19 protein-coding genes are annotated in these 17,866 nt (G+C 70.9%); 9 read left to right on the top strand and 10 right to left on the bottom strand.

Features of this window, described 5'->3' with window-relative positions; genetic code table 11:
- Positions 1-25: 25 nt before the first annotated feature.
- The 5 genes from afsQ1 to QF027_RS30640 all read left to right on the top strand — a co-directional run bounded on the left by afsQ1 (position 26) and on the right by QF027_RS30640 (position 3,877).
- Positions 26-703 (top strand): two-component system response regulator AfsQ1, encoded by a 678-nt coding sequence (afsQ1, locus tag QF027_RS30660; RefSeq protein WP_037718821.1) that lies wholly within the window; start codon positions 26-28, stop codon positions 701-703.
- Complete coding sequence (locus tag QF027_RS30655) at positions 700-2,277, top strand: sensor histidine kinase (protein ID WP_306977089.1); 1,578 nt, start codon at positions 700-702, stop codon at positions 2,275-2,277. Before afsQ1 ends, QF027_RS30655 begins: the two co-directional genes overlap by 4 nt.
- Positions 2,277-2,939, top strand: coding sequence for a hypothetical protein (locus tag QF027_RS30650; RefSeq protein WP_307078345.1), 663 nt, complete (start codon positions 2,277-2,279; stop codon positions 2,937-2,939). The genes QF027_RS30655 and QF027_RS30650 overlap by 1 nt, the downstream gene beginning before the upstream one ends.
- Positions 2,940-3,032: 93 nt before the next feature.
- Positions 3,033-3,584: a VanZ family protein gene (locus QF027_RS30645; protein WP_306977093.1), complete on the top strand. Its 552-nt coding sequence runs from the start codon at positions 3,033-3,035 to the stop codon at positions 3,582-3,584.
- A gap of 92 nt (positions 3,585-3,676) precedes the next feature.
- Complete coding sequence (locus QF027_RS30640; protein WP_037718826.1) at positions 3,677-3,877, top strand: PspC domain-containing protein; 201 nt, start codon at positions 3,677-3,679, stop codon at positions 3,875-3,877.
- 81 nt (positions 3,878-3,958) lie between these two features.
- On the opposite strand, the gene QF027_RS30635 is transcribed toward QF027_RS30640, so the two are convergent.
- Positions 3,959-4,315 (bottom strand): ATP-binding protein, encoded by a 357-nt coding sequence (locus QF027_RS30635; RefSeq protein WP_307078343.1) that lies wholly within the window; start codon positions 4,313-4,315, stop codon positions 3,959-3,961.
- Positions 4,316-4,452: 137 nt separating this feature from the next.
- Positions 4,453-5,625, bottom strand: coding sequence for an adenosine deaminase (locus QF027_RS30630; RefSeq protein ID WP_307078341.1), 1,173 nt, complete (start codon positions 5,623-5,625; stop codon positions 4,453-4,455).
- A 113-nt stretch (positions 5,626-5,738) separates the two neighbouring features.
- Between QF027_RS30630 and QF027_RS30625 the strand changes: the two genes are divergently transcribed.
- On the top strand, positions 5,739-6,494 hold the full coding sequence (locus QF027_RS30625; protein WP_306977099.1) for an alpha/beta hydrolase: 756 nt from the start codon (positions 5,739-5,741) through the stop codon (positions 6,492-6,494).
- Between the two features lies 1 nt (position 6,495).
- Here the strand turns inward: QF027_RS30625 and QF027_RS30620 are convergent, their stop codons facing one another.
- Positions 6,496-7,446 (bottom strand): LysR family transcriptional regulator, encoded by a 951-nt coding sequence (locus QF027_RS30620; RefSeq protein WP_306977101.1) that lies wholly within the window; start codon positions 7,444-7,446, stop codon positions 6,496-6,498.
- Positions 7,447-7,509: 63 nt separating this feature from the next.
- Between QF027_RS30620 and QF027_RS30615 the strand changes: the two genes are divergently transcribed.
- Positions 7,510-8,781: an MFS transporter gene (locus QF027_RS30615; protein WP_307078339.1), complete on the top strand. Its 1,272-nt coding sequence runs from the start codon at positions 7,510-7,512 to the stop codon at positions 8,779-8,781.
- 374 nt (positions 8,782-9,155) lie between these two features.
- Complete coding sequence (locus tag QF027_RS30610) at positions 9,156-10,172, top strand: sigma-70 family RNA polymerase sigma factor (RefSeq protein ID WP_307078337.1); 1,017 nt, start codon at positions 9,156-9,158, stop codon at positions 10,170-10,172.
- Here QF027_RS30610 and QF027_RS30605 read toward each other — a convergent pair.
- Positions 10,056-10,442 (bottom strand): STAS domain-containing protein, encoded by a 387-nt coding sequence (locus tag QF027_RS30605; RefSeq protein WP_307078334.1) that lies wholly within the window; start codon positions 10,440-10,442, stop codon positions 10,056-10,058. The two genes, QF027_RS30610 and QF027_RS30605, sit on opposite strands and share 117 nt — an antisense overlap.
- A gap of 133 nt (positions 10,443-10,575) precedes the next feature.
- Here QF027_RS30605 and QF027_RS30600 point away from each other — a divergent pair, with 133 nt between their 5' ends.
- On the top strand, positions 10,576-11,499 hold the full coding sequence (locus QF027_RS30600) for an AEC family transporter (RefSeq protein WP_306977108.1): 924 nt from the start codon (positions 10,576-10,578) through the stop codon (positions 11,497-11,499).
- 1 nt (position 11,500) lies between these two features.
- Here QF027_RS30600 and QF027_RS30595 read toward each other — a convergent pair whose 3' ends face one another.
- The 6 genes from QF027_RS30595 to QF027_RS30570 form a co-directional block, all read right to left on the bottom strand.
- A complete protein-coding gene (locus QF027_RS30595; RefSeq protein ID WP_306977110.1) occupies positions 11,501-12,085 on the bottom strand; it encodes a Uma2 family endonuclease in 585 nt (194 codons plus the stop codon).
- Between the two features lie 95 nt (positions 12,086-12,180).
- Positions 12,181-13,458 carry a thymidine phosphorylase gene (locus tag QF027_RS30590; protein ID WP_307082544.1) on the bottom strand — a complete coding sequence of 426 codons (1,278 nt, stop codon included), beginning with the start codon at positions 13,456-13,458 and terminating at the stop codon, positions 12,181-12,183.
- 27 nt (positions 13,459-13,485) lie between these two features.
- Positions 13,486-13,887, bottom strand: coding sequence for a cytidine deaminase (locus QF027_RS30585; protein ID WP_307078331.1), 402 nt, complete (start codon positions 13,885-13,887; stop codon positions 13,486-13,488).
- Positions 13,884-15,167 (bottom strand): ABC transporter permease, encoded by a 1,284-nt coding sequence (locus QF027_RS30580; RefSeq protein WP_307078329.1) that lies wholly within the window; start codon positions 15,165-15,167, stop codon positions 13,884-13,886. The genes QF027_RS30585 and QF027_RS30580 overlap by 4 nt, the downstream gene beginning before the upstream one ends.
- Entirely contained in the window at positions 15,167-16,294 is a 1,128-nt protein-coding gene (locus QF027_RS30575) for an ABC transporter permease (protein ID WP_307078327.1), read from the bottom strand. The genes QF027_RS30580 and QF027_RS30575 overlap by 1 nt, the downstream gene beginning before the upstream one ends.
- Entirely contained in the window at positions 16,291-17,805 is a 1,515-nt protein-coding gene (locus tag QF027_RS30570) for an ABC transporter ATP-binding protein (protein ID WP_307078325.1), read from the bottom strand. Before QF027_RS30570 ends, QF027_RS30575 begins: the two co-directional genes overlap by 4 nt.
- Positions 17,806-17,866 lie beyond the last annotated feature (61 nt).

Genomic DNA, 17,866 nt, shown 5'->3' with positions numbered 1-17,866 from the left:
CCCCTCCATGGGCCAGAATGAGCCCGTGCCTTCCCTGTTGCTGATCGAGGACGACGACGCCATCCGTACGGCCCTGGAGCTGAGCCTCACGCGCCAGGGCCACCGGGTTGCCACCGCTGCCACCGGCGAGGACGGCCTGAAGCTGCTGCGTGAGCAGCGGCCGGACCTGATCGTGCTGGATGTCATGCTGCCCGGCATCGACGGGTTCGAGGTGTGCCGGCGCATCCGGCGCACGGACCAGCTGCCGATCATTCTGCTGACCGCGCGCAACGACGACATCGACATCGTCGTCGGACTGGAGTCCGGCGCCGACGACTATGTCGTCAAGCCGATCCAGGGGCGGGTGCTGGACGCCCGGATCCGGGCCGTGCTGCGACGCGGGGAACGCGAGTCGACCGACGCGGCGAGCTTCGGCTCCCTGGTCATCGACCGCGCGGCCATGACCGTGACGAAGAACGGCGAGGACCTCCAGCTCACGCCCACCGAACTCAGGCTGCTCCTGGAGCTGAGCCGGCGGCCCGGCCAGGCCCTGTCGCGGCAGCAGTTGCTGCGGCTGGTCTGGGAGCACGACTACCTCGGTGACTCGCGCCTGGTGGACGCCTGTGTGCAGCGGCTGCGCGCCAAGGTCGAGGACGTGCCGTCGTCCCCGACGCTGATCCGTACCGTGCGGGGCGTGGGTTATCGGCTGGACACGCCTCAGTGACCGAAGCGCAAGGGGGGCTCCGCGGCTGGTTCGCGGCTCGCAAGGGTGTGTGGTCACGGCTGCGTTTCACCAGTCTGCGCCTGCGGCTCGTGGTCGTCTTCGGCCTGGTGGCGCTGACCGCCGCCGTGTCCGCGTCCGGGATCGCCTACTGGCTCAACCGCGAGGCGGTACTCACCCGCGCCCAGGACGCGGTGCTGCGGGACTTCCAGCAGGAGATGCAGAACCGCGCGGGCGCCCTGCCCGAGGACCCCACGCAGGACGAACTCCAGCAGGCGGCGGGGCAGATGGCGGGCAGCAGCCAGCGCTTCAGCGTGCTGCTCGTCGCCGACGACGCCAACGGCAGGACGGTGTACGGCAATTCGGGCGCCCTGGACGGCTTCACGCTCCAGGACGTGCCCGTGTCGCTGCGCGAGGCGGTGAACGAGAAGCAGAAGGTCGACTCCGCCAACAAGTACGCCTACCACCTGTACTGGCAGCGGACCGTCGACCACGACACCCCGTATCTGGTCGCCGGCACGAGGGTGATCGGCGGCGGCCCGACCGGTTACATGCTCACGTCCCTCGAGCCGGAGGCCAAGGACCTCAACTCCCTCGCCTGGTCGCTGGGTATCGCCACCGGGCTGGCCCTGATCGGCTCCGCGCTGCTCGCGCAGGCCGCCGCGACGACCGTACTGAAGCCGGTGCACCGGCTCGGGGTCGCCGCGCGCCGGCTCGGCGAGGGCAAGCTGGACACCCGGCTCAGCGTGACGGGCACCGACGAACTCGCCGACCTCTCGAGGACGTTCAACCACGCGGCCCAGGCGCTGGAGAAACGGGTCGCCGACATGGCCGCCCGCGACGACGCCTCACGGCGCTTCGTGGCGGACATGAGCCATGAACTCCGTACGCCGCTCACCGCGATCACCGCCGTCACGGAGATCCTGGAGGAGGAGCTGGAGGCGGAGACCGGCTCGGTGGACCCGATGATCGAGCCGGCCGTGCGGCTGGTGGTCAGCGAGACGCGCAGGCTCAACGACCTGGTCGAGAACCTCATGGAGGTCACCCGCTTCGACGCGGGTACGGCCCGGCTGGTCCTCGACGACGTCGACGTGGCCGACCAGATCACCGCGTGCATCGACGCGCGCGCGTGGCTGGACGCGGTGGAACTGGACGCCGAGCGCGGCATCCACGCCCGCCTCGACCCGCGCCGCCTCGACGTGATCCTGGCCAACCTCATCGGCAACGCCCTCAAGCACGGCGGCTCCCCGGTGCGGGTGGCGGTGCGCACGGCGGCCGACGAGGTGGTCATCGGGGTCCGCGACCACGGCCCCGGCATCCCCGAGGACGTCCTCCCGCACGTCTTCGACCGCTTCTACAAGGCCAGCGCCTCCCGCCCCCGCTCCGAGGGCAGCGGCCTCGGTCTGTCCATCGCCCGGGAGAACGCCCACATCCACGGCGGCGAGATCACCGCGGCGAACTCCCCCGACGGAGGCGCCGTCTTCACGCTGCGGCTCCCCCGGGACGCCTCGGAGCTGGCCGAGGAACTCCTGGAGGCCAAGAAGGACGACGGCGCGTCGAAGAAGGGGGACGCCTGATGAGCTCCGAGAGGCGACACCGGGGGCAGGCCGTACGGTCGGAAGGGGCGCGCCCCGGGCGGAACGTACGCCGGCTGCTGGCGTTGCCCCTGCTCGGGCTGCTGGTCGCCGGGTGCGGGATCCGCTCCACCGAGGTGCCCACCGACTTCGGTCCTGCGCCCTCGCGGGTGCGGTGTTCGTTGTCCGAGCCGGACACGGCGACGCAGGCCTCGCGAGGGCTGGCCGTACAGGTGTTCCTGCTGTGCGGGTCGTCGCTGGTGGCCGTGGACCGGAGCCTCAGGGTCCCGGACGGGACCGCGGACTCCGCGCGAAGGGTGCTGGTCGCCCAGGGGCTCCTCGACCAGCTCGCCGAGACACCGTCGGCAGCCGAGCGGGAGGCCGGGTACCAGACGTATGTGCGCGGCGGCATGACCGTCAGCGGACCGCGCGCCAAGGACCCCGAGGACACGCTCCGGCTGAGCACCCCACCCACCGAGCTCTCCGCCTACGCCCTCGCCCAGCTGGTGTGCACGTTCTCCGACTCGGCCGCGGCCGAGGGCGACGGTTCCGTCATCCTCGGCGGCCCCACGACCGCCCCTCTGCGCCGCTACGAGTGCACGGACGAGGTCCGCTCCCAGCCGGGCAGCCGGCAGCCCGCGTCGAGCGAGGTGACGGGCGGCTGACGGGGGTCCGACGACCACGTGTGGCGCAGACCTCACCCAGGTACCTCGGGGTGTTCCGGAACCGATCGTGGCGAGCGGGGCGTCTAGGGGGTCGTGCAGCGTCAAGGCTTCGTCGGCGGCAGTGCCGCCCTTCGCGTCCGTGTGGCAGGAGGTGCCCTCCTGGTCGCACACCTCGCGTTCGTCGCCTGGTTCACGCTGCGGCCGCTGGACGTGCCCTGGGTCGTCCCGGCCAACCTGCACCCGCTGGCCGGCATCCGAGCCGACCTCGCTCTCGGCTGGCAGGAGGGGGCCCGCCGTATCGGCGAGGGACTGGCCCTGCTCGCCCCGCTCGGCTTCCTGCTCCCGATGGCGCACGGCAGGCTGTGGGCCTCTCCGCTCGGCTCCCTGATCCGTACGTCCGCCGCGGGCGCCCTGATCTCCCTGGGCATCGCGCTCCTCCAGACCGGTGTCCCGGGCCAGGTCGTCGACATCGACTCGCTGCTCCTGAACACCGCCGGCGTGGCCCTCGCGCACCTCGCGGTCGTGCCGTCGGCACGCCACTGGCTCCGCCGCGGGACCGAGCGCCGCCGGCGCACCGCCGTCCGCCAGGAGGAGCCGGCTCAGGGTCGGACCCCGACGATTCCCAGGGTCGGGATCGCACCGTAGAGCGACGCTTTGTGCCGTTCGTCTCCGTAGCGTTGAGGACAGTTGGAGAGGGTCACCCGGACCCGACCACCGACGCTCACGAAGGAGCCGCAATGTCCCGCCTTGCCCGCCCCACCAACGGCCGCATGATCGGCGGAGTGTGTGCCGCGCTGGCACGGCGCTTCGGCACCTCCGCGACCACGATGCGCGTGATCTTCCTGGTGTCCTGTCTGCTGCCGGGCCCGCAGTTCCTGCTCTACATCGCGCTGTGGATCCTGTTCCCCTCGGAGGAGAAGGCGCAGGCCGCCTGGTAACACCCCCTACGCACGTACGCCGGTGGGGCGCACCCGAGACCACGGCGTGCGCCCCACCGGCGCGTGCGAGGAGTGCCGGACTCAGCCGAGCGGCAGGCCGTTCAGGCTGGAGTCGCCGCCCAGCAGGAGCTGGCCGGCCGGCAGGCCGCCGAGGAGACCGGCGACGGGCGTGGCCCGACCGTCGGCGAGCACCTTCTCGGCGGCGGGCTGCGCGGTCGCGAGGCCCGCGCCGAGCGTCGGCTGGGCCTGCGCCAGCGACTCACCGCCACCCGGCAGCGCCTTGGTGACGTTCTCGGTGGGGAGCCCCTCGGAGACGGAGCCGAGCGCCTGAGTGGCGTCCGGGACCGCCGGAGCGGCGTTCGCGGCACCCGCGCCGGTGGCGGCGAAGGCGGCACCGAGGGCGGCGGCACCGAGGGTCTTGGCAGCAGACTGCTTCAAAAATGCGTCCTCGAAAATGGTTTACGCGAATGCCAGCGGTTCACGACCGTAAACGGGCGGGCCCGCCGGCCGCAAACATCGAAATGCGGACGAATGGTGAACACCCGCCCGCATTTCGTACCCGGGAATGTGCTCGGTCAGCTCTCCTCGGCCACAGAACCGCTGGTGGAAGCGGTCTGCCGGAACAGCCATTCGGACTTCAGCTCGGCATATCCGGGCTTGATGACATCATTGATCATCGCGAGTCTTTCATCGAACGGAATGAACGCTGATTTCATCGCATTGACGGAGAACCACTGGAGATCGTCGAGCGTATAGCCGAACGCGTCGACGAGGTGCTCGAATTCCCGGCTCATACTGGTGCCGGACATCAGCCGGTTGTCGGTGTTCACGGTCGCCCGGAAGTGCAGGCGCCGCAGGAGCCCGATCGGGTGCTCGGCGTACGACGAGGCCGCCCCGGTCTGCAGATTGGAGCTGGGGCACAGCTCCAGCGGGATCCGCTTGTCCCGGACGTAGGAGGCGAGCCGCCCGAGCTTGACCGTGCCGTCCTCGTGGACCTGGATGTCGTCGATGATGCGCACGCCGTGCCCGAGCCGGTCGGCGCCGCACCACTGCAGGGCCTGCCAGATGGACGGCAGCCCGAAGGCCTCTCCGGCGTGGATGGTGAAGTGGTTGTTCTCGCGCTTCAGGTACTCGAAGGCGTCGAGGTGGCGGGTGGGCGGGTAACCGGCCTCCGCGCCCGCGATGTCAAAGCCGACGACACCGCCGCCCGCCAGGTCGCGGTAACGGTTGGCGAGTTCGGCGATCTCCAGGGCACGGGCCGCGTGCCGCATCGCGGTGAGCAGGGCGCCCACGCGGATGCGGTGGCCGTTCGCCCTGGCCCTGCGCTCCCCTTCCCGGAAGCCCTCGTTGACGGCCTCGACGACCTCTTCGAGGGTCAGGCCCTTCTCCAGGTGCTGCTCGGGGGCGTAGCGCACCTCGGCGTAGACGACACCGTCCTCGGCGAGGTCCTCGGCGCACTCGGCGGCCACCCGCACCAGCGCGTCACGGGTCTGCATGACGCCGACGGTGTGCGAGAAGGTCTCCAAGTACCGCTCCAGCGAACCGGAGTCGGCGGCTTCGCGGAACCAGACGCCCAGTCGGTCCGCGTCGGTCTCGGGGAGCCCGGAGTAACCGGCGTCCCGGGCGAGGTCGACGATCGTGCCGGGGCGCAGCCCGCCGTCGAGGTGATCGTGCAGCAGAACCTTGGGTGCCCGGCGGATCTGGTCCGAGCTCGGGGGGTTCCCCATCCGGTCAGTCTTGCTCGTCATCTTGGCACTCTAACGCCTACGCGCGTAGACGGCTCGTTGTACGAATCCGCCGATACGTAACGGTGACCGCCCCGCCCCGTGTCGTACACCCGCGCTTCTGACACTGTTCTGTCATGGCACAGCAAGCGACGCCGGTTCGCAGCGCCCGACTGGGCAGGACACTCGGCCCGGACCCGGCGGCGGTGAGCGGGGTGGTGCTGCTCCTCCCGGGCGGCGACGAAACCTCTCTGCGCAGGCCCGCCCCGATGCGACTCCCCTCCGCCGTACGGGCGTTGGGGCGGCGGCTCGCCCGGTCGGGACACGCGGACGGGCTGGCGGCACACCTGGTGCACTACCGCTATCGCGGATGGAACGGCAGCGAGGCGCATCTCGCGCACGACGCGACCTGGGCCGCCGACGAGATCGTACGGCGCTACGGCGACGTCCCCGTGTCCCTGGTGGGCATCGACATGGGCGCACGGGCCGCACTGCGCGCGGGCGGGCACGAGGCCGTCAACTCCGTGGTGGCGCTCGCTCCTTGGCTGCCCGAGGTGGATGTGGCGGCCGCCCCCGAACCGGTGAAGCAGCTCGTGGGGCGGCGGGTGCTGATCGTGCACGGCACGAACGACCAGCAGTCGGACCCGGAGTTGTCGTTCCGGCTCGCGTCCCGGGCGAAGAAGGCGAACCGGGAGGTGTGCCGGTTCGAGGTGCACTCCGACGGACACGGGCTGCATCAGTACCGGGCCGAAGTACAGGCACTGACCGAGGACTTCGTCATGGGAGCGCTGTTCGGGCGGGCGCTGTCGCGGCCTGTGCAGGACGCGCTGGCCGCGCCTCCGCCGCTGGGGCTGCGGATGCCGCTCGCCTCCGGGTTCGGGCGCAGACGGTAGGTCAGGGCAGCAGGTTCCCCCTTCTCGACAGCAGGAACTTCTTGAAGGCGGCCACCGGGGGTGTGTCCGGGTGGCCGTCCAGCCAGGCCACTCCGATCTCGCGGGCCGCGCGTGGGGCCGTGACCGTCAGTTCCGCGACCCCTGGGCGGGGGAAGGCCGGCGGGGGCAGGAGGGCGACGCCCAGTCCTGCCGCCACCAGCCCTCTCAGCGTCTCCGCCTCCTCTCCCTCGAAGGCGATCCTCGGCTTGAAGCCGGCCTCCTGGCAGAGGTCGTCCGTGATGCGGCGCAGGCCGTAGCCGGGCTCCAGGGTGACGAAGGACTCCTCGGCGGCCTCGGCGAGGCGCACCCGCCTGCGGGCCGCGAGGGGGTGATCGGCGGGGACCACGAGCCGTAGCTTCTGTTCGTCGAGGCGGCGGGCCACGAGGTCGGGGGCGTCCGGGACCGGGGAGGTCAGACACAGGTCCAGCTCCCCCGCCCGCAGGCGTTCGATCATCGCCTCGCCGTAGTTCTGGACCAGGCTGAAGCGGACACGGGGATGGTCGGCGCGGAAGGCCCGGATGAGGCCGGGGACCGTTTCCGAGCCCATGGTGTGCAGGAAGCCGAAGGCGACCTTGCCGGTGGCCGGGTCGGCGTCCGCGCGGACCTCGTCCGCGGCGCGCTGGATCTCGGCGAGGGCGCGTTCGGCGGAGGCGAGGAAGGTGCGGCCCGCGGGGGTGAGGGAGACCGTGCGGCCGATCCTGGCGAACAGGTCGACGCCGAGGTCCTGTTCCAGGCGGACCATGGCGCGCGAGAGGGTCGACTGGGGTACGTCCATCTCCTGCGCGGCGCGGGTGACGTGCTCGGTGCGGGCCACACCGGCGAAGTAGGCGAGCCGCGGGGCCAGCACCATCACCATGTCTTCTGTGTCACTGGATGGTGACAGGCGCGCCTGTGACCTCTGCTGATGCTCCATGGGAACGATTATGGCGAATCCATGCATTGGACGGATGAGCGGAGTCGTACGTAACTTCGAAGCATGCCTGCCAGTACCGAGGCGCCCACCCGCGTGGGCGCCGTATCTCCCGCCTCTGCCGCCTCTGCCGTCGTCGATTCCCGTCTGACCCCGGGTGGCCCCGGCTACCGCCGGATGAGCTTCGCCCTCTTCCTCGCCGGTGTCGCGACCTTCGCGCTGCTGTACTCCACGCAGGCCCTTCTCCCGCTGATCTCGGGCGACTTCGGGGTGGCGGCGAGCGAGGCGAGCTGGACGGTGGCGGCGGCGACCGGTGGTCTGGCCCTCTTCGTGCTGCCGATGAGCGCCCTGTCGGAGCGCTTCGGACGCCGTACGGTCATGACGGCGTCACTGGCGGTCGCGGTGACGGTCGGTCTCCTGGTCCCGTTCGCGCCCTCGCTGACCGCGCTGGTCGTGCTGCGGGCCGTGCAGGGGGCGGCCCTGGCGGGGCTGCCCGCCTCCGCGACGGCGTATCTCGCCGAGGAGGTCAGGCCGAAGGCGCTGGTCACGGCGATCGGGCTGTTCGTCGCCGGCAACAGCGTCGGCGGAATGAGCGGCCGGGTCATCACCGGCTGGGTCGCGCAGGAGTGGGGCTGGCGGGTGGCCGTGGGGGTCATCGGCGCGATCGCGGTGGCCTGCGCGGTGGCGTTCCGCCTTCTGCTGCCGGCGCCGAAGCACTTCGTGGCGGGCTCGCTGCGGCCGCGGGTGCTGCTCGGCACGGTCCGCGAACACCTGGGCGATCCGCTGCTGCGCCGCCTCTACGCGATCGGCGCGCTGTTCATGACGGTCTTCGGCGGCGTGTACACGGTGATCGGCTACCGGCTGACCGAGGCGCCCTTCTCGCTCCCCCAGGGCATCGTCGGCTCGATCTTCCTGGTCTACCTGGTGGGCACGGTGTCCGCGTCGACGGCGGGCCGGCTGGTCGGCCGCCTGGGCCGCCGGGGCGCGCTGTACGCGGCGGGCGGTACGACGGCGGCCGGCCTGGTGCTCTCCCTGGCCGGCTCCCTGGCGCTGGTCCTGCTGGGCCTGGTCCTGATCACCGGCGGCTTCTTCGCCGGACACGCGGTGGCGTCCTCGGCAGTCAGCAAGACGGCCACCCACGGCCGCGCCCAGGCCTCGGCCCTCTACCAGTCCGCCTACTACATCGGCTCCAGCGCGGGCAGCACGGTCGGCGCGCTCGCCTTCCACGCGGGCGGCTGGACCGGGACGGTCGGGGTCGGACTGCTGGCGGTGCTCGGCGTGGTGTCGATCACCGTCCTTGGTACGCGTGCGGCGAGGGCCGACCAGGCACATTCCTGACGTCCGCCCGAAGGGCGGGCCGCGCGGCGCCTGGTGCGTGCGATCGCAAGGCGCCGGAGCGCGCTCGTGGCGGAGCCACGTGCGTGGTTCGGCAACGCGGCGAGCGTGCGTGCCAGGCGCCGCGCGGCAGGCAGGAATGTGCCTGGCCGGCCCCAGGGCCCAGCAGCGGGTCGCGACGGCCTGAGCCGCACATCCCCTTTCCCCCCGGTCGAGGTCGGTCGACCGGGGGGAACGGTTTGTCCGGAGGGTGTGCTGCACACGGCCTCCCACCTGGGTGTTCGTCCGCTCCAGGGGCCGTTGTCAGTGGGCTGCGGTAGTTTCCGAGTAGTGGGCGCAAAGGCGCGGCACAGCACGGCCACAGGGGTGGGTGGACGATGACGGACGCTACGGCTACGACGACGGACCTCGACGTCAGGCTCGAGAAACACCGAACGGAGCTGACGGGGTACTGCTACCGCATGCTCGGTTCCTCCTTCGAGGCCGAGGACGCGGTGCAGGACACGCTGGTGCGGGCCTGGCGGAGCTACGACAAGTTCGAGGGCCGCTCCAGCCTCCGCTCCTGGCTGTACCGCATCGCGACGAACGTCTGCCTGGACATGCTGACCGCGGGCAACAAGCGCGCCCGTCCCATGGACCTCTCGGAGTCGACCCCCCTCGCCCAGGCCGCCCTCTCCCCCCGCCCCGACCACACCTGGCTGGAGCCGATGCCGGACAACCGCATCCTGCCGACGGTCGAGGACCCGGCGGAGGCGGCGGTCGCCAAGGAGACCGTGCGCCTCGCCTTCATGGCCGCCCTCCAGCAGCTGCCGCCCAAGCAGCGCGCGGTGCTGATCCTGCGCGAGGTGCTGGCGTGGAAGGCGAGCGAGGTCGCCGAACTGCTCGACACCTCCGTCGCCTCGGTCAACAGCGCCCTCCAGCGGGCCCGCGCCACCCTCGCCGAGCGGGAGGAGCACGGCGCCGACGCGGCCGTGTCCGACCCGCTGAACGAGGAGCAGCAGAGACTCCTGGACCGCTATGTGAAGGCGTTCGAGGGGTACGACATGACGGCGCTGACGGCCCTCCTCCACGAGGACGCCATCATGACGATGCCGCCGTTCGACCTCTGGCTGACGGGCCACGACGACATCACGGGCTTCATGACGACCCTGGGCTCGGCCTGCGAGGGATCACGTCTGGTGCCGGTGCAGGTCAATGGCCTGCCGGGGTTCGCCCAGTACAAGCCGGACCCGGAGAAGGGTGGTCACACGCCCTGGGCGGTACAGGTGCTGGAGATCTCAGACGGCCGGCTCACCGGGTTCCACTTCTTCCTCGACACCCAGCGTTGGTTCCCCCTGTTCGGACTGCCCCTCCACCTCGAAGCGGAGGCCGACGAGGTCAAGGAGGGCGTGTAGGCCGGGGTCGGGGTCACGGAGCCTGATCCGGCCCCCGTCGCGCCGGGCCGCGAGCTGGAGCCGGGCGAGCAGCTCGACCGTGCCGAGCCCCGGCGGCCCGAGCCCGGCGACATCGCAGACCACCACCCCGGCACGGGTCGTCCGCAACAGCGCACGGACCTCGTCGCTCAGCCCCGTCACCTCGTCCCGGGTGACGGGGCCGGCCAGCACGAGTACAGCGGGTGTCATGGCGTCCACGATCGGTAGACCGGGCGGGCGGGCGCAACTCATCGGCCGACGCCCTGTCCGCGCGGGCAGGATCACGTTGACCTGCGGGCCGCCTTCCCGCGAGGGTTACCTGTATGCGCCACCCATCAGCACCTCCCTGGATATGCCACGCCCTCCTCACGCTTGAGGAGTCTCCGTGCAGGGAGTGCTGACCGGCTTCGCGGTCATCGCGGTGGTCATCGGGGTCGGGTATGTCATCGGTCTGCGCGGCTACCTCGGCGACCAGGGCCGGGAGGTCCTGACCAAGCTGGCCTTCCATGTGGCGTCCCCGGCCCTGCTGTTCACCACGCTGGCGCGGGCCGACCTGTCGGTGATCTTCTCCAGCCGTCTCCTGGTCACCGCGCTCAGCACGGCAGCGGCGGCGGGTGTCTTCGTGGCGGTGGGTGTCGTACGGGGCTGGGGGCTGGGCCGTACGACGATCGGCGCGCTGTGCTCGTCCTATGTCAACTCCGGCAATCTCGGCATCCCGATCGCGGTCTACGTCCTCGGCGACGCGTCACTCGTGGCGCCGGTTCTGCTGTTCCAGCTGGTGGGGGTGACCCCGATCGCGCTGACGGTGCTGGACCTGGCGTCGGGCGAGGGGGAGAAGGGGCCACTGTGGCGGAGACTGCTGGCCCCGCTCCGCAATCCGATCGCGGTGGGCTCGCTGACCGGCGTGGCGGTCTCGGCGGCCGGTCTCAAGGTCCCGGCCCCCGTCATGGACCCCCTGACCCTGATCGGCGGCATGTCGGTCCCGGCCGTCCTCCTCGCCTTCGGCATCTCCCTGTGCGGCAGCACGATGCCCGGCCGGGGCCCGGACCGACAGCTGGTCCTGCTCTCGGTTGCGCTGAAGTCGGTGGGGCAGCCCGCGGCGGCCTGGGCACTGGCGGCCGGGGTCTTCGGCCTGCACGGGGCCCAACTCCTCGACGTGGTGGTGACGTCGGCCCTGCCGGCCGCGCAGAACCTCTACACGTACGCCTCCACCTACGGCGTGGGCGAGCGGTTGGCCCGGGACTCGATCCTGGTGTCGACGGTGTTGTCGGTACCGGTGCTGGTGGGGGTGGCGGCGTTGCTCGGCTGACTCAGGTCTCGGGGAACTCGCTGGTGTCGATGACGAGGTCGAACGGCGCCGGGATGGTGAGAAGTTCGCCGAACTTCGCCACGGCCAGGGGGCGGTAGACGTCTCCCTGGGGCTCGCCGTAGAGCGTCGCGGTGGGACCTTCGGGCGCCCAGCGGTCGACGAGGAGGTAGAGCGGGATGCCCGCGGAGGCGTAGGCGGCCGGCTTGCTCACGCGGTCGTGGCGGGCGTTCTTCCTGGAGGTGACCTCCACGACCAGTTCGGCGACGGCACCCGGCAGGTAGGAGTCCGCCTCGGTGCACTCCTGAACCGGGGCGACCAGGATGTCCGGGATGAACATGCCCAGCCGCGACGGGACTGCGATGGCCTGGGTCTGGAAAATCTCCCAGTCCTCAGGGATCACGGAGTACAGGCGACGCTGGATACGGGCCGCGATCACGTTGTGGCGGGGCGCGGGAGCGGGTGACACGGTGATGATCCCCTCAATGATCTCCACCTTGCTGCCCTCTGGCCATTCCATCTCCTCCCAGAACCGGACGAGGTCGTCCCAGCTCTGCTCGGGGTCGTGGCCCACGGTGAGTGCGCTCATGGCGGTCTCCTATCGGTGCGTCACCGAGTCCAGCATGCCGAACGGGACCGGCGGCGGTCCACCGATCCCGTTCACCCGAAAGTGGAAGTACCTGGTCAGGCGATACGTTCCAGCACCACCGGGGACGCCGTGAAGGCCGTCCCCGTCGCCCCGATGTCGTAGGAACCCTCGACCGCCTGGAGGGCGTACTCGAAGCGCTCCGGGGTGTCGGTGTGCAGGGTCAGCAGGGGCTGGCCCTCGGTCACCGTGTCGCCCGGCTTGGCGTGCAGTTCCACGCCCGCGCCCGCCTGGACCGGGTCCTCCTTGCGGGCACGCCCCGCGCCGAGGCGCCAGGCGGCGACGCCGATGCCGTAGGCGTCGAGTCGGGTCAGGACGCCCGAGGCTCCCGCCTTGATCACGTGCTGTTCGCGGGCCACCGGCAGCTCCGCGTCCGGGTCGCCGCCCTGCGCCGCGATCATCCGGCGCCACACGTCCATCGCCGAGCCGTCGGCCAGGGCCTTCGCGGGGTCGGCGTCGCGGACGCCCGCCGCGTCGAGCATCTCGCGGGCCAGCGCGAGGGTCAGTTCCACCACGTCCGAGGGTCCGCCGCCCGCCAGGACCTCGACCGACTCGCGTACCTCCAGCGCGTTGCCCGCCGTCAGGCCGAGGGGCGTGCTCATGTCCGTCAGGAGCGCGACCGTCTTCACGCCGTGGTCCGTGCCCAGGCTCACCATCGTGGACGCCAGTTCCCGGGCGTCCTCGATGGTCTTCATGAAGGCGCCGGTGCCGACCTTCACGTCCAGGACCAGCGAGCCCGTCCCCTCCGCGATCTTCTTCGACATGATCGAGGAGGCGATCAGGGGGATGGCCTCGACCGTCCCCGTGACGTCACGCAGGGCGTACAGCTTCTTGTCGGCCGGAGCCAGACCGTCGCCCGCCGCGCAGATCACCGCGCCGGTGGTGTCGAGGACGTTCAGCATCTCCTCGTTGGACAGCAGCGCGCGCCAGCCCGGGATCGACTCCAGCTTGTCCAGCGTGCCGCCGGTGTGGCCGAGGCCGCGGCCCGAGAGCTGGGGGACGGCCGCGCCGCAGGCCGCCACCAGGGGCGCCAGCGGGAGCGTGATCTTGTCGCCGACGCCGCCCGTGGAGTGCTTGTCGGCCGTCGGCCGGGACAGGGACGAGAAGTCCATGCGCTCGCCGGAGGCGATCATCGCGGCGGTCCAGCGGGCGATCTCGCGGCGGTTCATGCCGTTGAGCAGGATCGCCATCGCGAGCGCGGACATCTGCTCGTCGGCGACCTCCCCGCGGGTGTACGCGTCGATGACCCAGTCGATCTGCTCGTCGCTGAGTTCACCGCGGTCGCGCTTGGTGCGGATGACGGAGATGGCGTCCATGGCCATGCAGGGCTTTCCTTCCGGGAATTACTTGGTGAGATGCCCCGGCCCGAAGGCCTGCGGCAGCATCTCCGACAGCGGCAGGATGCCCGCCGGGGTCTCCAGGAGCAGGTCCGGGCCGCCGAACTCGTACAGCAGTTGCCGGCAGCGGCCGCAGGGGACGAGGATCTCGCCCCGGCCGTCCACGCACGTGAAGTGGGTGAGACGGCCGCCGCCGGTGTTCTGCAGCTCCGAGACCAGACCGCACTCGGCGCACAGGCCGAGGCCGTACGAGGCGTTCTCGACGTTGCAGCCGGTGACCGTACGGCCGTCGTCGACCAGGGCGGCGACGCCGACCGGGTAGCCGGAGTACGGGGCGTACGCCCGGGACATGGCGTCCCGGGCCCGCTCGCGCAGCGACTCCCAGTCGACGTCGGACGGCGGGGTCACTTGCCCTGGCCCTTCCGGTAGCGCATGCCGTCCGCCTTGGGCATCCGCAGGCGCTGCGCGGACAGCGACAGCACCAGCAGCGTGACGACGTACGGGGTGGCGCCCACGAAGTCGCTCGGTACCTCGTCGGTGACCAGGTACCAGACCAGGACGCCCGCGGCCACCATGAGGCTGATGCCGCCCTGCCAGTGCGCCTTCTTGTACAGCTTCCAGCCGGCCATCGCCAGGAGCAGCACGAACAGCAGGAGCAGCAGCGCGTGGACGGTCTCGCCGCCGTTGCGCAGCTGGAGTGCGTCGGAGTAGCCGAACAGGCCCGCGCCCATGGCGAGTCCGCCGGGCCGCCAGTTGCCGAAGATCATGGCGGCGAGGCCGATGTAGCCGCGTCCGCCGGTCTGGCCCTCCAGGTAGGTGTGCGAGGTGACCAGGGCCAGGAAGGCGCCGCCGAGGCCGGCGAGGCCGCCGGAGACCGCCACGGCCATGTACTTGTACTTGTAGACGTTGACGCCGAGGGACTCGGCGGCGATCGGGTTCTCGCCGCAGGAGCGCAGCCGCAGGCCGAACGGGGTGCGCCACAGCAGCCACCAGCTGCCGACGAACAGCACGAACGCCAGGACCGTCACGATGGACAGGTTGGTGAACAGGCCGCCGAGGATGCCCGCGATGTCGGAGATCAGGAACCAGTGGTGGTTCTCGACGGAGTGCAGACCGCTGGACAGGCCCGGGACGTCGAAGCTGGGCAGTGAGTCCACGGGCGGGGACTGCTTGGGGTTGCCGCCCGCTTCCGCCGCCTTGCCGTCCACGAAGAAGAGCTTGGCGAGGTACTGGGTGGTGCCGAGGGCGAGGAGGTTGATCGCGACACCGGAGACGATGTGGTCGACTCCGAAGGTGACGGTCGCGACCGCGTGCAGCAGGCCGCCCAGGACGCCGAAGCCGACGCCGCACAGCAGGCCGAGCCAGGGGCTGGACTGCCAGCCGATCCAGCCGGCGCCGAAGGTGCCGAGGATCATCATGCCCTCGAGGCCGATGTTGACCACGCCGGACCGCTCGGACCACAGACCGGCCAGACCGGCGAGGCCGATCGGCACGGCGAGGCTGAGCGCCGCGGAGACCTGGCCCTCGGAGGTGAGCTGGTCGGAGCCGGAGATGACGCGGACCGCTGCGACGAGCAGCAGCGCACCGGCGACGATCATGAGGATCTGGCCGAGCGAGCGGCCCGACCGGGTGGCGGTGTCCGCCTTGGGTGCCGCGGGGGGCGGCGTGTGGGTCGTCGTGGCAGTCATCACGCCACCTCCTGCTTCTGGGTCGGGGCTGCGGCCTGGGCGGCGAGCTCGGCGCCGACCCGCTGCTGCTGGCGCTTGAGTCCGTAACGGCGTACGACTTCGTAGGCGATGACGACGGACAGGACAATGACGCCCTGGATCACGCCGAGGATCTCCTTGTCGTAGCCCTCGAACTCCAGGTGGTTGGTGGTGCGCTCCAGGAAGCCCCACAGCAGCGCGCCCAGCGCGATGCCGACCGGGTTGTTGCGGCCGAGCAGGGCGATGGCGATACCGGTGAAGCCGATGCCTACGGGGAAGTCGTTGCTGAACTGGTGGCTGTCGTTGAGCAGCGTCGGCATGCCGATCAGGCCGGCCACCGCGCCCGAGATGAGCATGCTGGTGGCGATCATCTTCTTGACCGAGACACCGCTCGCGGCAGCGGCGCTCTCGGACTGGCCGACGGTGCGCAGGTCGAAGCCGAAGCGGGTGCGGCCGAGCACGAACCAGTACGCGATGCCGACGAGTACGGCGATGACGATGAAGCCCCACAGTTCGCCCGCGGCGCCGGTGTCGATCTGGAAGAAGTACGAGGACGACGGCAGCGGCTTGGTGGAGACGACCGTGCCGCCGGCCTGGAGCTCGGCGAGCTTTCCGGGCTGGAGCAGGTAGGCGATGATCGCGGTGGCGATCGCGTTGAGCATGATCGTCGAGATGACCTCGCTGACGCCGCGGGTCACCTTGAGGATGCCCGCGATGCCCGCCCATACGGCGCCGGTGCCCATGGCGCACAGGATGATCAGCGGGATGGAGATCCAGCCGGGCGTGGTCAGCGCGCCGCCGAGGACGGCGGCGAAGAACGCGGCGATGCGGTACTGGCCGTCGACGCCGATGTTGAACAGGTTCATGCGGAAGCCGATGGCCACCGCGACACCCGCGAGGTAGTACGTCGTCGCCTTGTTGAGGATGTAGACCTGGCTGTCGCTGGCGGAGCCGTAGGTCAGCATGTCGCTGAAGGCGGCGCCCGGGTTCTTGCCGGTCGCGAGGATCACCAGGGTGGTGACGACGAGCGCGGCGACGAGCGCAAGCAGCGGGGCCGCGATGCCGAGGAGCAGCCGCTCCTTGTCGATGCGTTGGGTCAGCTTGTTCATCGGGCGTCGTCCTCGTGGTCCTCGGCGGAGTCCTCTGCGTGCTCCAGGTGGCCGGTGGCCGCACCGGTCATGGCGGAGCCCAGCTCCTCGGGGGTGATGGTGGCGGGGTCGGCGTCGGCGACCAGTCGGCCGCGGTACATCACCCGCAGGGTGTCGGACAGGCCGATGAGCTCGTCCAGGTCGGCGGAGATCAGCAGCACGGCCAGGCCCTCACGGCGGGCCTCGCGGATGTGGTCCCAGATCGCGGCCTGCGCGCCGACGTCCACACCGCGGGTGGGGTGGGCGGCGATGAGCAGCTTGGGCGCGTGGCTCATCTCGCGGCCGACGATCAGCTTCTGCTGGTTGCCGCCGGACAGGGAGGCGGCGGTGACGTCGATGCCGGGGGTGCGGACGTCGTACGCCTTGATGATGCGCTCGGTGTCGGTGCGGGCGGCCTTGATGTCGAGCAGCTGGCCGCGGGAGTTGGGCTTCTCGGTGACATGGCCGAGGATGCGGTTCTCCCACAGCGGGGCTTCGAGGAGCAGGCCGTGGCGGTGGCGGTCCTCGGGGATGTAGCCGACGCCGGCCTCGCGGCGGCGGCGGGTGGGGATGTGGGAGATGTCGGTGCCGTCGAGGGTGACCGTGCCGGAGTCGGGGTCGCGGATGCCCATGATGGCCTCGACCAGTTCGGACTGGCCGTTGCCCTCCACGCCGGCGATCCCGAGGACCTCGCCCTTGTGGATGGTGAAGGAGATGTCGTCGAGGATGATCCGCTCGATGCCGTCGAGGTCGGTCTGGGCCAGGCGCAGACCGTCCAGCTTCAGCAGCGGGACGCCGGTGACCGTGGACTCCTCGGTCTCCGGGGTGGGCAGTTCGCTCCCGACCATCAGCTCGGCGAGCTGCTTGGAGGTGGTGCCGGCGGGTTCGACCGTGCCGACGGTGGTGCCGCGGCGGATGACGGTGATCTCGTCGGCCACCGACAGGACCTCGCCGAGCTTGTGCGAGATGAAGATGACGGTGAGGCCCTCGGCCTTGAGCTCGCGCAGGTTGTCGAAGAGGGCGTCGACCTCCTGCGGCACGAGGACGGCGGTGGGCTCGTCGAGGATCAGGGTCTTGGCGCCGCGGTAGAGGACCTTGAGGATCTCCACGCGCTGGCGGTCGGCGACGCCGAGCTCCTCAAGGAGGACGTCGGGCCGTACGTTCAGGCTGTACGCGTCGGAGATCTCCCTGATCTTCGCGCGGGCCTTGGCGCCGATGCCGTACAGCTTCTCCGCGCCCAGGACGACGTTCTCCAGGACCGTGAGGTTGTCGGCGAGCATGAAGTGCTGGTGCACCATGCCGATGCCACGGGCGATGGCGTCGGCGGGGGTGTGGAAGGTGACCGTCTCGCCGTTCACCGTGATGGTGCCCTCGTCCGGCTGCTGCATGCCGTAGAGGATCTTCATCAGGGTGGACTTGCCGGCACCGTTCTCACCGCACAGGGCGTGCACGGTGCCCGTGCGGACGGTGATGTCGATGTCCTTGTTGGCCACGACGCCGGGGAATCGCTTGGTGATGCCGCGCAGTTCGACGGCAGCGGGAGGGCTGGACGCG

This window comes from Streptomyces canus, from assembly GCF_030816965.1.
GTDB classification, from domain to species: domain Bacteria; phylum Actinomycetota; class Actinomycetes; order Streptomycetales; family Streptomycetaceae; genus Streptomyces; species Streptomyces canus_E.
The sequence above is the reverse complement of the archived record's forward strand: the minus strand, read 5'-3'. Positions and strand labels throughout refer to the sequence as shown.

What these genes read in the sequence shown, in the direction of transcription:
- QF027_RS30650 (WP_307078345.1), top strand. Translation starts at nt 2,277, where the DNA reads ATGAGCTCCGAGAGGCGACACCGGGGGCAGGCCGTACGGTCGGAAGGG.
- QF027_RS30625 (WP_306977099.1), top strand. Translation starts at nt 5,739, where the DNA reads ATGGCACAGCAAGCGACGCCGGTTCGCAGCGCCCGACTGGGCAGGACA.
- QF027_RS30640 (WP_037718826.1), top strand. Translation starts at nt 3,677, where the DNA reads ATGTCCCGCCTTGCCCGCCCCACCAACGGCCGCATGATCGGCGGAGTG.
- QF027_RS30615 (WP_307078339.1), top strand. Translation starts at nt 7,510, where the DNA reads ATGCCTGCCAGTACCGAGGCGCCCACCCGCGTGGGCGCCGTATCTCCC.
- QF027_RS30575 (WP_307078327.1), bottom strand. Translation starts at nt 16,294, where the DNA reads ATGAACAAGCTGACCCAACGCATCGACAAGGAGCGGCTGCTCCTCGGC.
- QF027_RS30630 (WP_307078341.1), bottom strand. Translation starts at nt 5,625, where the DNA reads ATGACGAGCAAGACTGACCGGATGGGGAACCCCCCGAGCTCGGACCAG.
- QF027_RS30595 (WP_306977110.1), bottom strand. Translation starts at nt 12,085, where the DNA reads ATGAGCGCACTCACCGTGGGCCACGACCCCGAGCAGAGCTGGGACGAC.
- QF027_RS30590 (WP_307082544.1), bottom strand. Translation starts at nt 13,458, where the DNA reads ATGGACGCCATCTCCGTCATCCGCACCAAGCGCGACCGCGGTGAACTC.
- QF027_RS30620 (WP_306977101.1), bottom strand. Translation starts at nt 7,446, where the DNA reads ATGGAGCATCAGCAGAGGTCACAGGCGCGCCTGTCACCATCCAGTGAC.
- QF027_RS30580 (WP_307078329.1), bottom strand. Translation starts at nt 15,167, where the DNA reads ATGACTGCCACGACGACCCACACGCCGCCCCCCGCGGCACCCAAGGCG.
- QF027_RS30605 (WP_307078334.1), bottom strand. Translation starts at nt 10,442, where the DNA reads ATGAGTTGCGCCCGCCCGCCCGGTCTACCGATCGTGGACGCCATGACA.
- QF027_RS30610 (WP_307078337.1), top strand. Translation starts at nt 9,156, where the DNA reads ATGACGGACGCTACGGCTACGACGACGGACCTCGACGTCAGGCTCGAG.